Annotated in this window: 16 protein-coding genes; 11 read left to right on the top strand and 5 right to left on the bottom strand. The window is 63.6% G+C overall.

Annotation, left to right across the window (positions count from 1 at the left end; all coding sequences use genetic code 11):
* Nucleotides 1-49 precede the first annotated feature (49 nt).
* From mpl to ACOKS3_RS26175, 3 genes are read left to right on the top strand one after another with little or no spacing between them, the layout of a single operon-like run.
* A complete protein-coding gene (gene mpl / locus ACOKS3_RS26185; RefSeq protein ID WP_103448816.1) occupies nt 50-1,399 on the top strand; it encodes a UDP-N-acetylmuramate:L-alanyl-gamma-D-glutamyl-meso-diaminopimelate ligase in 1,350 nt (449 codons plus the stop codon).
* Nucleotides 1,396-2,025 carry a flavin prenyltransferase UbiX gene (gene ubiX, locus ACOKS3_RS26180; protein WP_060509549.1) on the top strand — a complete coding sequence of 210 codons (630 nt, stop codon included), beginning with the start codon at nt 1,396-1,398 and terminating at the stop codon, nt 2,023-2,025. Before mpl ends, ubiX begins: the two co-directional genes overlap by 4 nt.
* Nucleotides 2,026-2,033: 8 nt before the next feature.
* Nucleotides 2,034-2,309, top strand: coding sequence for a YceK/YidQ family lipoprotein (locus ACOKS3_RS26175; RefSeq protein WP_422763623.1), 276 nt, complete (start codon nt 2,034-2,036; stop codon nt 2,307-2,309).
* Between the two features lie 3 nt (nt 2,310-2,312).
* Here ACOKS3_RS26175 and ACOKS3_RS26170 read toward each other — a convergent pair whose 3' ends face one another.
* From ACOKS3_RS26170 to ACOKS3_RS26160, 3 genes are all read right to left on the bottom strand, one after another.
* Nucleotides 2,313-2,957, bottom strand: a complete 645-nt coding sequence (locus ACOKS3_RS26170; RefSeq protein ID WP_103448818.1) for an oxidoreductase — start codon at nt 2,955-2,957, stop codon at nt 2,313-2,315.
* A 27-nt stretch (nt 2,958-2,984) separates the two neighbouring features.
* Nucleotides 2,985-4,718: a C13 family peptidase gene (locus ACOKS3_RS26165; RefSeq protein WP_422763624.1), complete on the bottom strand. Its 1,734-nt coding sequence runs from the start codon at nt 4,716-4,718 to the stop codon at nt 2,985-2,987.
* Nucleotides 4,719-4,910: 192 nt separating this feature from the next.
* A complete protein-coding gene (locus ACOKS3_RS26160; RefSeq protein ID WP_103448820.1) occupies nt 4,911-5,366 on the bottom strand; it encodes a MaoC family dehydratase in 456 nt (151 codons plus the stop codon).
* Between the two features lie 143 nt (nt 5,367-5,509).
* Here ACOKS3_RS26160 and ACOKS3_RS26155 point away from each other — a divergent pair, with 143 nt between their 5' ends.
* Genes ACOKS3_RS26155 through ACOKS3_RS26145 form a run of 3 tightly spaced genes read left to right on the top strand, consistent with a single transcriptional unit; the run spans nt 5,510 to nt 7,188 of the window.
* Complete coding sequence (locus ACOKS3_RS26155) at nt 5,510-5,875, top strand: CidA/LrgA family protein (RefSeq protein ID WP_422763625.1); 366 nt, start codon at nt 5,510-5,512, stop codon at nt 5,873-5,875.
* Nucleotides 5,872-6,588: an LrgB family protein gene (locus ACOKS3_RS26150; RefSeq protein WP_103448822.1), complete on the top strand. Its 717-nt coding sequence runs from the start codon at nt 5,872-5,874 to the stop codon at nt 6,586-6,588. Before ACOKS3_RS26155 ends, ACOKS3_RS26150 begins: the two co-directional genes overlap by 4 nt.
* Nucleotides 6,589-6,597: 9 nt before the next feature.
* Nucleotides 6,598-7,188 carry an LON peptidase substrate-binding domain-containing protein gene (locus ACOKS3_RS26145; RefSeq protein ID WP_422763627.1) on the top strand — a complete coding sequence of 197 codons (591 nt, stop codon included), beginning with the start codon at nt 6,598-6,600 and terminating at the stop codon, nt 7,186-7,188.
* A 27-nt stretch (nt 7,189-7,215) separates the two neighbouring features.
* On the opposite strand, the gene ACOKS3_RS26140 is transcribed toward ACOKS3_RS26145, so the two are convergent.
* Nucleotides 7,216-8,532: a bifunctional DedA family/phosphatase PAP2 family protein gene (locus ACOKS3_RS26140; RefSeq protein WP_103448824.1), complete on the bottom strand. Its 1,317-nt coding sequence runs from the start codon at nt 8,530-8,532 to the stop codon at nt 7,216-7,218.
* A gap of 3 nt (nt 8,533-8,535) precedes the next feature.
* A complete protein-coding gene (locus tag ACOKS3_RS26135) occupies nt 8,536-9,246 on the bottom strand; it encodes a DNA-3-methyladenine glycosylase (protein ID WP_374755319.1) in 711 nt (236 codons plus the stop codon).
* A gap of 186 nt (nt 9,247-9,432) precedes the next feature.
* Here ACOKS3_RS26135 and ACOKS3_RS26130 point away from each other — a divergent pair, with 186 nt between their 5' ends.
* Genes ACOKS3_RS26130 through mrdA form a run of 5 tightly spaced genes read left to right on the top strand, consistent with a single transcriptional unit; the run spans nt 9,433 to nt 14,215 of the window.
* A complete protein-coding gene (locus tag ACOKS3_RS26130) occupies nt 9,433-10,704 on the top strand; it encodes a glutamate-5-semialdehyde dehydrogenase (protein ID WP_103448826.1) in 1,272 nt (423 codons plus the stop codon).
* Nucleotide 10,705: 1 nt separating this feature from the next.
* Nucleotides 10,706-11,365 carry a nicotinate-nucleotide adenylyltransferase gene (gene nadD, locus ACOKS3_RS26125; RefSeq protein WP_103448827.1) on the top strand — a complete coding sequence of 220 codons (660 nt, stop codon included), beginning with the start codon at nt 10,706-10,708 and terminating at the stop codon, nt 11,363-11,365.
* 44 nt (nt 11,366-11,409) lie between these two features.
* Nucleotides 11,410-11,832 carry a ribosome silencing factor gene (gene rsfS, locus ACOKS3_RS26120; protein ID WP_103448828.1) on the top strand — a complete coding sequence of 141 codons (423 nt, stop codon included), beginning with the start codon at nt 11,410-11,412 and terminating at the stop codon, nt 11,830-11,832.
* A gap of 9 nt (nt 11,833-11,841) precedes the next feature.
* A complete protein-coding gene (gene rlmH, locus ACOKS3_RS26115) occupies nt 11,842-12,309 on the top strand; it encodes a 23S rRNA (pseudouridine(1915)-N(3))-methyltransferase RlmH (protein ID WP_008090421.1) in 468 nt (155 codons plus the stop codon).
* A 16-nt stretch (nt 12,310-12,325) separates the two neighbouring features.
* Nucleotides 12,326-14,215 (top strand): penicillin-binding protein 2, encoded by a 1,890-nt coding sequence (gene mrdA, locus ACOKS3_RS26110; RefSeq protein WP_103448829.1) that lies wholly within the window; start codon nt 12,326-12,328, stop codon nt 14,213-14,215.
* The last annotated feature ends 18 nt before the right edge of the window (nt 14,216-14,233 follow it).

Below are 14,233 nucleotides of genomic sequence, written 5' to 3'. Positions count from 1 at the left end.
ATTTCCCGCGCCCTGGGCTACCCTGCCTCGAAGTTTTGCGAGGTCGACCATGCATATTCATATTCTCGGTATTTGCGGCACTTTCATGGGGTCGCTGGCAGTGCTGGCCAAAGAGCTCGGCCACCGCGTCACCGGCTCCGACGCCAACGTCTATCCGCCAATGAGCACCCAGCTCGAAGCCCAGGGCATCGAGCTGACCCAGGGTTACGACCCGGCTCAGCTGGACCCTGCACCTGATCTGGTGGTGATCGGCAACGCCATGTCGCGGGGCAACCCGGCGGTGGAGTATGTGCTGAACAAAGGGCTGCCCTATGTGTCCGGCCCGCAGTGGCTGGCCGACCATGTGCTGCAGGGCCGCTGGGTACTGGCCGTGGCGGGCACCCACGGCAAGACTACCACCAGCAGCATGTTGGCCTGGGTGCTGGAGCATGCCGGCATGAGCCCGGGCTTCCTGATCGGCGGCGTGCCGCAGAACTTCTCGGTGTCGGCGCGTCTGGGCGGCACGCCGTTCTTCGTGGTGGAGGCCGACGAATACGACAGCGCCTTCTTCGACAAGCGTTCGAAGTTCGTGCATTACCACCCCCGCACCGCGATCCTCAACAACCTTGAGTTCGATCACGCGGACATCTTCCCTGACCTGGCGTCCATCGAACGGCAGTTCCACCATCTGGTGCGGACCATCCCGAGTGAAGGCCTGGTCATTCACCCGACCACCGAGCAGGCGCTAGAGCGTGTGATCGGCATGGGATGCTGGACCCCTGTGCAGACCACCGGCGAAGGAGGCCAATGGCAGGCGCGCCTGCTCAGTGCCGATGGCTCGCGTTTCGAGGTGCTGTTCGAGGGTGAAGTGCAGGGTGTGGTGGACTGGGCCCTGACCGGCCAGCACAACGTCGCCAACGCCCTCGCCACGCTGGCCGCTGCCCGCCATGTGGGCGTGGTGCCGGCCATGGGCATCGAAGGCCTGAGTGCGTTCAAGAGCGTCAAGCGGCGCATGGAGAAGGTTGCTGATGTTCAGGGTGTGACCATCTACGACGATTTCGCCCACCACCCGACCGCCATCGCCACCACTCTCGACGGCCTGCGCAAGCGGGTTGGCGAAGCGCCGGTCATCGCCATCATCGAGCCGCGCTCCAACTCCATGAAGCTCGGCGCCCATCGGGACGGCCTGCCGGAAAGCGTCAACGACGCCGACCAGGTGATCTGGTACGCACCCGCCAACCTGGGGTGGGACCTGGCTGCCACTGCCGCGCAGTGCAAGGTGCCAAGCGTGGTCGCCGACAGCCTCGACGCGATCATCGAGCGGGTCAAGGGCCAGGCCCGCCCGGGCACTCATGTGGTGATCATGAGCAACGGCGGCTTCGGCGGCCTGCATGGCAAGCTGGCCGAGGCCTTGAAGTGAGCGGACCGGAACGTATCACCCTGGCCATGACCGGCGCTTCCGGGGCGCAGTATGGCCTGCGCTTGCTCGATTGCCTGGTGCGTGAGGACCGTGAGGTGCATTTCCTCATCTCCAAGGCTGCGCAACTGGTGATGGCCACCGAGACCGATGTGGTCCTGCCGGCCAAGCCGCAGGCCATGCAGGCGTTTCTCACCGAATACACTGGTGCTGCCGACGGGCAGATCCGTGTATACGGCAAGGAAGACTGGATGTCACCGGTGGCCTCGGGCTCCGGTGCTCCAGCGGCAATGGTGGTGGTGCCGTGTTCTACCGGCACCTTGTCAGCAATCGCCACCGGTGCCTGCAACAACCTGATCGAGCGGGCCGCCGACGTCACTCTCAAGGAGCGCCGGCAGTTGATCCTGGTGCCGCGCGAGGCACCGTTTTCGACCATTCACCTGGAGAACATGCTCAAGCTTTCGCAGATGGGGGCGGTGATCCTGCCTGCGGCGCCGGGCTTCTATCACCAGCCGCAGACCATCGATGACCTGGTCGACTTCGTCGTGGCGCGCATCCTCAACCTGCTGAACATTCCGCAGGACATGTTGCCGCGCTGGGGCGAGCATCATTTCGGGGCGGATGATTGAGGCGTTTCATGGCCGGGTTGCTGGCGGCAAGCCTGCTCGGCGGCTGCGCCACGGTGCGCACGCTGGATGCCAACAAACCAGGGGCACCGGTGGTATACGCCGGGACCCGGCTGGACATGTATGTGATCAATGGCGGGTGTTGCCCCAGGGATCGCTTCGGGGCTGAGGCGCCAGCGTATCCGCACCTGGACCTGCCTGGCAGCATGCTGCTGGATACACTTTTCCTGCCGCTGTCATTGCTGACGGCGGCAGGCATAGGGTTTCAGGCTACGGGCGGCCTGTAGGGGCTATTTCTTGCCGAGTTTGCGCAACTCGTCAGACTCGATAACCCGAATGCCGTCTTCTTCCTCCAGCGCCAGGCGCCAGAGTGCACGGGCCAGGGTGCAGGCCTCGATCCCCCGGTATTTGCCCGGTATCAACTTCGAAAACGGTGACGCCAGTTTCTCGCCCAACCGTGGTTGTATCCGTTCTCCGAGCAACAGCGAAGGCCGCACGATGGTCAGTTGAGGCCAGTCCTGAGCCTTGAGCGCTTCTTCCATCTCACCTTTGACCCGGTTGTAGAAGATCGACGACTTGGGGTCGGCACCAAGGGCGCTGACCACCAACAGGTGGCGCGCACCCATTTCCCGCGCGCGCTTGCTGAAGGCGACGACCATGTCCAGATCGACGGCGCGAAACGCCTGCTCCGAGCCTGCCTGCTTGAGGGTGGTACCCAGGCAGCAGTAGGCAATATCGACCCGACCGGCCAGTTGCGGGAGAAACACTGCCGGGTCGCCCACCGGGTTTTCCAGGTGAGGGTGTTCGGCCAGTGGCCGGCGGGTCGGTGCCAGCACGCGACTGATGGTGGGTTCGTTGAGCAGGCGGTCGAGCAGGTGCTCACCGGTAAGGCCGGTAGCTCCGGCAAGCAGGACATGCTGAGGCGTCAAATACATGATGTCTCTCCCTTGTTACACACAAGCTTAGCGGCTGGCAGGCGTTTTTGCCTGTTCCTCGGCCTTGGCCTGTGCCGCATTGCGCAAGGCTTCTTCGGCCTGTTGCTGACGCAGTTGCTGCCAGTGTGCCAGTACTGCGGGCGGCGCCCAGAATTGTGGCTCGGAGGCTTCGAAACCTTCCCTTCGTTCTCTTTCGGCAACACTGGTGCGCGCCAGTTCAAACGCCTGTTTCAGGTCGTCGGTCTGGTTCAGCGCCTCGGCGAACAGGGCATCGCCGAAGTAGGTGAAATCGGCTTCTTCCGAACAGCCGAACGACACCCGGTCGGCGCGTGCCGCAGTCATGATCAACGTGCGATCGTCCTTTAGCGGAGCGATGTAGCCACCTGAATAACAGGCGGAGATGACAATGATCTTGTCGCGGTCCTTGAGCGGTGCCAGGGCGCTGGCCAGTTCGTCGGCGGACAGGTCGGCCAGTTGCAGTCGTGGCTGATCGAGTACCAGCTGGTGGTCCTGGCTGCCGTGGCTGGTCAGGTAGATGAAGATCAGGTCTTCCGGGCCGCTGCGCTCGGCCAGGGTGCGGGCGGCGCGCGTGAGGTTCTCTCGGGTAGCCATGGGGCGGGTGGCCATCTGGTCGCGGTGGTTGACCAGGGTGACCTGGCCGCGGGCACCGAAACGCACCTTGAGCATGTTGCTGACATAGTCCGCTTCACGCAGGAACACGCTCTGCTGGCCATCGCCGGCCAGTACCAGGCTGTACAGCTGGATGGGGGGGGCCGAGCGCGGTACCCGGGCCAGGGCTTCTTCGAGCAGGCGGCCTTGGTTGAGCAGGGCCAGGTCCAGCGGGTCGGGCAGCAGTTTGCCTTTCTGGTCGCGAATGCGCACGCCATTGGCCCAGATGCCGCTTTCGACCTTGCCACTGGCCAGGGTCAGCTTGCCGTGACCCTGGTAGGCATCGTTGTCGAAACCGCCGACGTACTTGCTGCCATCAGGCAGCTGCAGGCTGCCTTGGCCGGAGAGGCGCCAGTCAACGAAGGTGCCTTTATAGTGGCTGCCGTCGCTGCCGAGCAATTCACCTTCGCCAACCAGTGAACCGTCCTTGAAATCGCCGATCCACACGTCGCCGTCGGCATTTTCATAACGGCCGCGGCCTTCCAGGCGGTTGTCCTTGAATTCACCGATGTATTGCTCGCCATCGACGCTGTCGTAGGTGCCGCTGCCTTGCAACTGGCCATCGACAAAGTGGCCGCTGAACTGGTTGCCGCTGGCATCGCTGCGCACGCCTGCGCCATTGGGCTTGCCTTTGGCGAACAAGCCCTGGTAACGGCTGCCGTCAGCCATTTCGAGTATGCCTGCACCTTCGTACTGGTCGTCCTTGAATTGGCCGCGGTAGGTCTGATCGGCCTGCTTGAGGCTACCTTCACCGTCGCGCCGGCCGTGGCTGAACGTGCCGGCATAGTGGCTGCCCGGGGTGGTCAGGTCGCCCAGGCCGTGAAACAGCCCCTTGTCGAACTGGCCACGGTAGATCTCGCCATTGCTGCCGTGCCACTCGCCCTGGCCATGCCATTGGCCGTCCTTGAAGCTGCCGGCGTACCAGCTGCCGTTGGGGTAGTCGATGCGCCCCTCGCCCTGCAGCAACCCATCGACCACCTGGCCCCGGTAGCGGCCACCGTCGGGCAGGCGCGCGTCGGGCGGGGACAACGACTCACCATCGCCACAGGCAGCGAGCATCAGGAACAGTGCGAAGGGGAGCAGTGGACGCATGGCGGAATCCAGGCAAAAAGTCTGCCGAGTATGCCGCAGAATGGGGGGCGCAGGTATCTGTGATCTGGCTGAATCAGTACTGAATTCTTCGCTGGTAAACCCGCTCCCACAGGGGGCCGTACAGCTTCAGGCTGGCGCGGTACCGCTGGGAGCGGGTTCATCGAGGCGTCGAACCGTCGCGAATAGGGCCAATCAGACGAAGCAGAGCGAGAGGGGTTCGGCGATATAGGCCGGTTTCTCTTCGCCTTCGATCTCCAGAGTAACGGTGGCTTTCAGCAGCCATTGCCCAGGCTTCTTCTCGATCACCTCACCCAGGTCCACCTTCAGTCGTACCCTGCTGTCGACCTTCACCGGCTGAATGAAGCGCACGCTGTCCAACCCGTAGTTGACAACCATCTTCACCCCCTCAGGCAGCAGCAGGATGTCCAGCATCAGCATGGGGATCAGCGACAAGGTCAGGAAACCATGGGCGATGGTGGTGCCGAACGGGGTTTTCGCCGCCTTTTCCGGGTCGACATGGATGAATTGGAAATCGCCGGTGGCCTCGGCGAACAGGTTGATGCGCTGCTGGTCGATCTTCAGCCAGTCGGAACGTCCCAGCTCCTTTCCAACGTACTGCGATAGCTCGTTTACCGGTACATAGGGCATCGCGACTCTCCAGGTTGTCATTTGGTACGAGAGTGCAAGATCAGCACGGCGAACCGTTTCAGTCAAGATGCCCGCTTTTCGGCGAATATCGGCTTACAGGCAGCCCATGCTTATAATGGCCGGCATGCCTGAAGGAGATACTTATGCTGTTGCGTGGTTTGACCTGGCTGGTGCTGTTTCAGCTGCTGGGTACGGCGCTCAATCACTTGTGCGTGCCAATTCTACCGGGGCCGATCATTGGCCTGTTGTTGCTGCTGTGCTTCCTCATGGCCCGTGGCGAAGTCGGCAAGCCGCTGAGCGAGGCCGCCGGTAGCCTGCTGCGCTACCTGCCACTGCTGCTGGTGCCGCCGGCGGTGGGGGTGATGGTCTATGCCAAGGACATTGCTGCAGACTTCTGGGCGATTGCCGGTGCCTTGCTGATTTCCTGCCTGGTGACCCTGGTGTTCGTCGGCCTGTTGATGCAGAAGCTCATCGATCGCCAGCATGGCAAGCGTGAGGAGCGGCCATGATTCTTGACTGGCAAGGCGCGCTCGACGCAGTCATCCATCATCCCTTGTTCGGCATCGGCATCACCTTGGGTGCCTATCAGATCGTACTGGCAGCCTATGAAAAGACCCGCTGGATCTTCCTGCAGCCGGTGCTGGTATCGATGCTGCTGGTGATCGGCGTGTTGCTGACCTGCGGCATCAGTTACGCCGAATACCGCAAGAGCACCGAAATCATGAACATCCTCCTCGGCCCCGCCACCGTGGCCTTGGCGGTACCGCTCTATCTCAACCTGCGACGCATCCGGCAGCTGTTCTGGCCGACTTTTACTACGCTGGTAATCGGAGGCCTGTTCGCCACGGTCTGCTGCCTGCTGCTGGGCTGGTGGTTCGGTGCCGAGCACATGATCCTGATGACCATGGCGCCGAAGTCGGTCACTTCGCCGATCGCCATGCTGGTGGCCGAGCAGATTGGTGGTGTGGCGGCTTTGGCGGCCGTGTTTGTATTGATTACTGGCGTGATCGGGGCGATCTTCGGCCCTGCGCTGCTGACCCGCCTGGGTGTGCTCAGCCCGGAGGCGCGTGGCATGTCGCTGGGGGTGACGGCCCATGCCGTGGGCACTTCGGTGGCCTTGCAGGAAAGTGATGAATGCGGCGCTTTTGCCGCGCTGGCGATGAGCCTGATGGGGGTGGCCACGGCGGTGTTCCTGCCGTTGGCGGTCAGCCTGGTGGCTTGAGGAATTGTGATGACGCTACCGCTGTTTCCCCTCAATACCGTGTTGTTTCCTGGTTGCCTGCTGGATCTGCAGATCTTCGAGGCGCGCTACCTGGACATGATTGGCCGCTGCATGAAGCAGGGCACCGGCTTTGGCGTGGTATGCATCGTCGAAGGCGAACAGGTCGGCAAGGCGCCGCCAGTGGTGGCGTCGATCGGTTGCGAGGCGGTGATCCGCGACTTCGTCCAGCAGGACAACGGCTTGCTGGGTATTCGGGTGGAGGGTGTACGACGCTTCGAGCTGAGCCAGACCGAAGTGCAGAAGGACCAGTTGCTGTTGGGCGAGGTGCATTGGTTGACGGAGCAGCCGGACAGCCCGCTCACCGAGCACGACGATGACCTGCTGGCGCTTTTGGTGGCGCTGGGCGAGCATCCGATGGTCGAGGCGCTGGACATGCCGCGGGAAGTCGACGGGCGCCAGGCGCTGGCCAACCAGCTGGCCTACTTGCTGCCATTCATGGAAGAAGACAAGCTGGACTTGCTCGCGATCGACTCGCCGGCGCAGCGACTGGAAGAGATCCAGAAGCTGCTGGAGCGGATTCAGGGCGAATTGTTCGCCTGATTGAATTCAGTGGCCTGTACCGGCCTCTCAATATTGGTAACGCAGCAGGGCGTGGGGCAACGCATGCATGGCAAAGAATGCCAGCAATGCGATACACGCCGGCAAAACCAGCCACCACACCTTCTGCGGCAGCGCAGTCAGCGGCTGTCGATGCTGCACCAGCGTCAGGCTCAGCGCACACACGCAACAGGCCAGCAAGGCCCCGGCCATGATGTCGGTCGGCCAATGCGCGCCCAGATACACCCGCGACAAGGCAATTGCCAGCGCCGGAATGCAGCCCAGCATCACCCAGGTCAGGCGCATGCGCGGCGGCATGCCGCGCCCGGCGAGTACCGCCAGGGTCAGGAAGAACGCGAACGAAGCCGAACTGTGCCCGCTGGGCATGCTGTAGCTGGTCAGCGGGTCGCTCAGTACTTCCGGGCGGGCACGGGCGAACAGCCATTTCAGCGTACCATTGGCCAGCGCCGTGCCAATCAGCGTGCCGCCCGCGAACAGGGCATGGCGCCACTGACGCGCCAGGAGCAGCAAGCCGGTCAGCAAACCGCCCAGGAAAAACTGAGTCTTGAAGTCGCCCAGCCGGGTCACCAGCACCACGGTGCCGTCGATCACCTTGCTACGGTGCTCCTGCACCAACGTCATCACCCCCTGGTCGAAGGCCTGCAGGTAGGGCCAGCCAAGAAACACCGCTGTCAAGGCGATGAAACTGAGGCCGGCGATCAGTCGGGTGCCATGACGCTGATCGCGCAGGCTGCTGTTCAGGCTCAGGCCGATCAGCACCGCCAGGGTCCCGGCAATGATGCCCGCATCCAGCCAGAAGCCTTCCGGCAAAGGCAGGCGCATGGCCGCACCGGTGGCCCAGCCTGGCAGCAGATAGGCGACCGACCAGCCCGCGCCCGCCACCAGACTGACGGCGATGAAGCGTGGCAGCGGCATGTCGAACATCCCGGCGACCATCGGCAGCATCGGCCGCAGCGGGCCGATGAAGCGGCCGACCAGCAGGCTGGCAATGCCGTAGCGCTGGAAGTAGGCCTCGGCGCTGCCGATCCATTCCGGGTGGTGGCGCAGCAGCGGCAGGCGGCGGATGTTCTGGTGGAAGTACTTGCCGATGGTGTACGACAGCGCGTCCCCGAGCAGGCCGCCGAGGAACCCCAGCAGCAGGGTTTCACCCAGGCTGAAGGCGCCACTGCCCGCCAGCACGGCAACGGCGAACAGCAGTACCGTGCCTGGCACGATGATGCCGGCAATGGCCAGGCATTCCACGCAAGCCACGAGGAAAATCGCCAGGCCAAGCCACTGGGGGTGAGCACTGAGCCAGCCGGTCAGGCTGTCGAGCCATTGGCCCATGTTTCAGCTTCCTTGTTTGAGGATGAAAAAGTCTTGCCCTTCGACTTGGCCCCGTCGCAGCGGGTTCCGGGTGCAGAAACGGGCGAATTCGGCATCGACGAAGCGGTACGGCAGGTGCTCGTCGCGCCCATGGGGTATGCCCAGGCGCGCGGCCTGGATCACCCGTGGCACGGCGATGTTGCAGTCTTCGACGTACAGGCGCTCAGGGTCGAAGCGTTGCGCGTCCCAGTGCGGCACTTTCAGGCCCATGGCCTTGCACAGCAGGGTCTGCCCGGCGCACAGGCGCTCGGGTGGGCGCAGGTTGCCGCTGGCGTCGGGGTTGTTCAGCTGCATCTGTGCCAGGCTGTTGGCATCGGAGATGGCATCGACCCAAGGGTAGGCGGACTTGATCAGTACCGCGTTGCCTGGGCCCTGGGCGCTGAAGTTGAGCGAGTCGCCACCGCGGGCGTAATACATGTAGATGTGCCCGCCGTCGAGGAACAGCGCCTTGCGTTTTTCGGTATAGCCGAGCGAGGCATGGCTGCCTTTGTCGGTGAGGTAATAGGCCTCGGTCTCGATGATCCGTGCGGCCAACCACAGGTTGCCATGCCGATGACGGATGACTTTGCCCAGCAACGCCTTGGCCAAAGTCTGGGCGTCGCGGTCGAAGAAGCTGTCAGGGAGGGCGCGTGCAGGGCAGGGAGCTGGGGCTGGCATGCTGGCGGTTCGTGGCATTAAAGGCGGGGATGATAGCAATGAATAGCTTAATCGAGGCTTAACCGGGACAGTTCGATAAGCGCAGTTACATCTTTCTTATGGATTCTTGCGAGCCATTTTCTACCATCCGCCACCCGCCGCTGGGCGTATACCTGCGCGACAGTTATAATCAGCCGATTTCCCCTTCGCCAAGACACCGAACCCATGACTGAGTCCGTTCTTGACTACATGACCCGCCTGGGTCGCGCCGCTCGCCAGGCTTCCCGCGTCATCGCACGTGCCAGCACCGCGCAGAAGAACCGCGCCCTGCAGGCCGCCGCCGATGCGCTGGATGCTGCGCGCGCCGAGCTTGCCGCAGCCAACGAACTGGACTTGGCCGCCGGCCGTGCCAATGGCCTGGAGCCCGCGCTGCTTGACCGCCTCGCACTGAGTCCCGCGCGCATCGACGGCATGATCACCGGCTTGCGCCAGGTGGCCAGCCTGCCAGACCCGGTCGGCGCGATCCGCGACATGAGCTACCGCCCGTCGGGCATTCAGGTCGGCAAGATGCGGGTGCCACTGGGAGTGATCGGGATCATCTACGAGTCGCGTCCGAACGTGACCATCGATGCCGCCAGCCTGTGCCTGAAATCGGGCAACGCCACCATCTTGCGTGGGGGCTCCGAGGCCATTCATTCCAACCGCGCTATCGCCATCTGCATCCAGCGTGGCCTGGCTGCGGCGGGCCTGCCGGCTGCCGTGGTGCAGGTGGTCGAGACCACTGATCGCGAAGCCGTTGGCGCCCTGATCAGCATGCCCGAGTTCGTCGATGTCATCGTGCCGCGCGGCGGCCGTGGCCTGATCGAGCGCATCAGCCGCGATGCCCGCGTGCCGGTCATCAAGCACCTGGACGGCATCTGCCACGTCTATGTGGCCGAGCACGCCGACCTGGACAAGGCCTGGCGCGTGGCATTCAACGCCAAGACTTACCGCTACGGCATTTGCGGCGCGATGGAAACCCTGCTGGTCGACCAGCGCGTGGCCGAAGGCTTCCTGCCGGAAATGGCCCGCCGCTTCCAGGAGAAGGGCGTCGAGCTGCGTGGCTGCGAGCTCACGCGTGCGCTGATCGACGCCAAGCCGGCCACTGAAGACGACTGGCACACCGAGTACCTCGACGCGATCCTGTCGATCCGCGTCGTCGACGGCCTGGACCAGGCCATCGAGCACATCAACCAGTACGGCTCGCACCACACCGACTCGATCATCACCGAACACCAGGGCCAGGCCCGCCAGTTCATGGCCGAGGTCGATTCGGCATCGGTGATGCTCAACACCCCGACCTGCTTCGCCGATGGCTTCGAGTATGGCCTGGGCGCGGAAATCGGTATTTCCACCGACAAGCTGCACGCCCGCGGCCCGGTCGGCCTGGAAGGCCTGACCTGCGAGAAGTACGTGGTGATCGGTGACGGCCAGCTGCGTGGCCAGGAGTCCTGCTGAGTTGAGCAAGGCCCAGGCAGTCCGGCGCATCGGCATTCTTGGCGGTACCTTCGACCCCGTGCACATCGGCCACCTGCGCAGCGCGCTGGAGGTGGCCGAGTTCATGGCGCTTGATGAGCTGCGCCTGTTGCCCAACGCCCGCCCGCCACACCGCGATACCCCGCAGGTGGCGGCGCAGGATCGCCTGGCCATGGTCCGTGAAGCAGTGCAGGGCGTTGACTGCCTCAGCGTCGATGCCCGCGAGCTGGAGCGCGACAAACCGTCGTACACCATCGACACGCTGGAGTCGATCCGCGCCGAGCTGGGCGTCGACGACCAGCTGTTCCTGGTGCTCGGCTGGGATGCCTTCTGCGGCCTGCCCACCTGGCACCGCTGGGAAGAACTGCTGCAACACTGTCACGTCCTGGTGCTGCAACGCCCGGATGCCGACGTTGAACCCCCTGACGAGTTGCGCAACCTGTTGGCTGCGCGCTCGGAGAGCGATCCCACCGCCATGTCCGGCCCGGCGGGGAATATTTCGTTCGTCTGGCAGACGCCGCTCGCGGTGTCGGCTACACAGATCCGACAGCTGCTGGCCAGCGGCAAATCGGTGAGGTTCCTGGTGCCGGACGCCGTACTGGCCTACATCGAGGCGCACGAACTGTATCGTGCCCCTAACTGACGGTGCCCCAGGGCGCCTCATTCAAACGAGTTGAAGAGTTTTATATGAGCAAGCAGAAAATCAATGGCGAAGCACTGGTCAAACTGACCATCAGCGCCCTGGAAGACGTCAAGGCCCAGGACATCCAGGTCATCGACGTGCGCGAAAAGCACAGCCTGACCGACTACATGATCATTGCCACCGGTACCTCCAACCGCCAGATCAACGCGATGCTGGAAAAGGTCCGTGAAACGGTCAAGAAAGAAGGCGCGCAGCCGCTGGGCGAGGAAGGCAAGGGCGACAGCGACTGGGTACTGCTGGACCTGAACGACGTCATCGTGCACATGATGACCGCCGCTGCCCGTCAGTTCTACGACCTGGAGCGCCTGTGGCTGGGTGCCGAGCAGAGCCGTGCCGTTGATGCCAAGCACCACAGCCCGGAAAACGCCAGCGACTACTTCACCGACAAGCTGAAAGACCGGGAATAAGGAAGCGTCGTGCGTCTGCGCCTGATCGCGGTCGGCTCGCGCATGCCCAAGTGGGTCGAGGAAGGCTGGCATGAATATGCCAAGCGCCTGCCCCAGGAGCTGTCGCTCGAGCTGGTGGAAATCCCGCTGAACACCCGTGGCAAGAATGCCGACGTCGCCCGCCTGATCCGTCAGGAGGGCGAAGCCATGCTGAGCAAGGTTCAGCCTGGGGAACGCATCGTCACCCTCGAGGTCCATGGCAAGCCCTGGAGTACCGAGCAGCTGGCAACTGAGCTGGACCGCTGGCGCCTGGATTCGCGCACGGTGAATTTGATGGTGGGCGGCCCGGAAGGGCTGGCGCCTGAGGTCTGTGCGCGCGCCGAGCAACGCTGGTCGCTGTCGCCGCTGACCCTGCCGCACCCGTTGGTAAGGATACTCATCGGCGAGCAGATCTACCGCGCCTGGACCGTGTTGTCCGGGCACCCTTACCACAAATGAGCCTGTAAGCAGTCCGATGTCGCAGCCGATCCGTCTCAAGGACCACGAGAAAGACGCCCGCCTGGTGCGTAACCGCGTCGTGGTCGGCGCGGTGGCGGTCATCCTGCTCATCTGCGTGCTGGTCGCGCGGCTGTACTACCTGCAGATCATCCAGTACGACTATCACTCGACGCTGTCGGAGAACAACCGGGTGCATGTGCAGCCGATTCCGCCTACACGTGGCCTGATTTTCGACCGCAACGGGGTGATCATCGCCGACAACCGGCCTAGCTTCAGTCTGTCGATGACCCGCGAACGCGCAGGCAACTGGCAGGAGGTGCTGGATAACATCGTCGAAGTGCTGGACCTGACGGCGGACGACCGGGCGCTGTTCGAGAAGCGCATGAAGCAGGGACGTCGGCCGTTCGAGCCGGTGCCGATCCTGTTCGAGCTGAACGAAGAGCAGATCGCCCGCGTGGCGGTCAACCAGTTCCGCCTGCCGGGTGTGGAAGTTGTTGCCCAGCTGGTGCGCCACTACCCACAGGGCGCGCACTTCGCTCATTCGGTTGGTTATGTCGGCCGGATCAACGAAAAAGAGCTGAAAACCCTCGATCCGGTCAACTACAGCGGCACTCACCATATCGGCAAGACCGGCATCGAGCGCTTCTACGAGCCCGAGCTGCATGGTCAGGTCGGTTATGAGGAAGTCGAGACCAACGCTCGCGGCCGGGTCCTGCGGGTGCTCAAGCGCACCGACCCGAAGCCGGGCAAGGACATCGTGCTGAGCCTCGACATCAAGCTGCAGGAAGCCGCCGAGGCCGCCCTGGGTGGCCGACGTGGCGCAGTGGTGGCGCTCGACCCGCGTACAGGTGAGGTGCTGGCGATGGTCAGCCAGCCGAGTTTCGACCCCAATCTGTTCGTCACCGGCATCAGCTTCAAGGCCTATGCCGAGCTGCGTGATTCGATCGACCGGCCACTGTTCAACCGCGTGCTTCGTGGCCTGTACCCGCCGGGCTCGACCATCAAGCCGGCGGTGGCCATCGCCGGCCTCGACAGCGGGGTGGTCAATGCCAGCAGCCGAGTATTCGACCCTGGCTACTATCAGTTGCCCAACTACGATCACAAATACCGTAACTGGAACCGTACCGGTGACGGTTGGGTCGACCTGGACACCGCGATCATGCGCTCCAACGACACCTACTTCTACGACCTTGCCCACAAGATGGGTATCGATCGGCTGTCCGGCTACATGAACAAGTTCGGCATCGGCCAGAAGGTTGCCCTCGACATGTTCGAGGAGTCGCCCGGGCTGATGCCGTCGCGCGAGTGGAAGCGCGCCACCCGCCGCCAAGCCTGGTTCCCGGGTGAGACACTGATTCTCGGCATCGGCCAGGGCTATATGCAGGCCACGCCGCTGCAGCTGGCCCAGGCCACCGCGCTGATCGCCAACAAGGGCGTGTGGAACCGTCCGCACCTGGCCAAGACCATCGAAGGCCAGCCGCCGGTGGACCCCAACCCGATGGAAGACATCGTCCTGCGCGACAAGTCTGACTGGGCCAAGGTCACCCACGGCATGGAGCAGGTGATGCACAACGCCCGCGGTACCGCGCGCAAGGCCGCAGCCGGCGCCCAATACCGCATCGCCGGCAAGAGCGGTACCGCTCAGGTGGTAGCGATCAAGCAGGGCGAGAAGTACGACCGCAACAAACTCCAGGAGCGCCACCGCGACCACGCGCTGTTCGTGGCCTTTGCCCCGGCCGACGATCCGAAGATCGTGGTTTCGGTGATGGTCGAGAACGGTGAGTCCGGCTCCGGCGTCGCCGCGCCAGTGGTGCGGCAGATCATGGACGCCTGGCTGCTCGACGAGAGCGGCCGGCTGAAAAGCGAATTCGCGCCTGCCACCGTCGCCCAGGAAACGGCCCAGTGAAGAACAATTTCGATCGCA

Origin of the sequence: Pseudomonas sp. HS6-2, from assembly GCF_049325675.2 — a bacterium.
Lineage (GTDB): Bacteria > Pseudomonadota > Gammaproteobacteria > Pseudomonadales > Pseudomonadaceae > Aquipseudomonas > Aquipseudomonas putida_N.
Note: the sequence above shows the minus strand (reverse complement) of the source record. Positions and strands in the feature narration are given on the sequence as shown.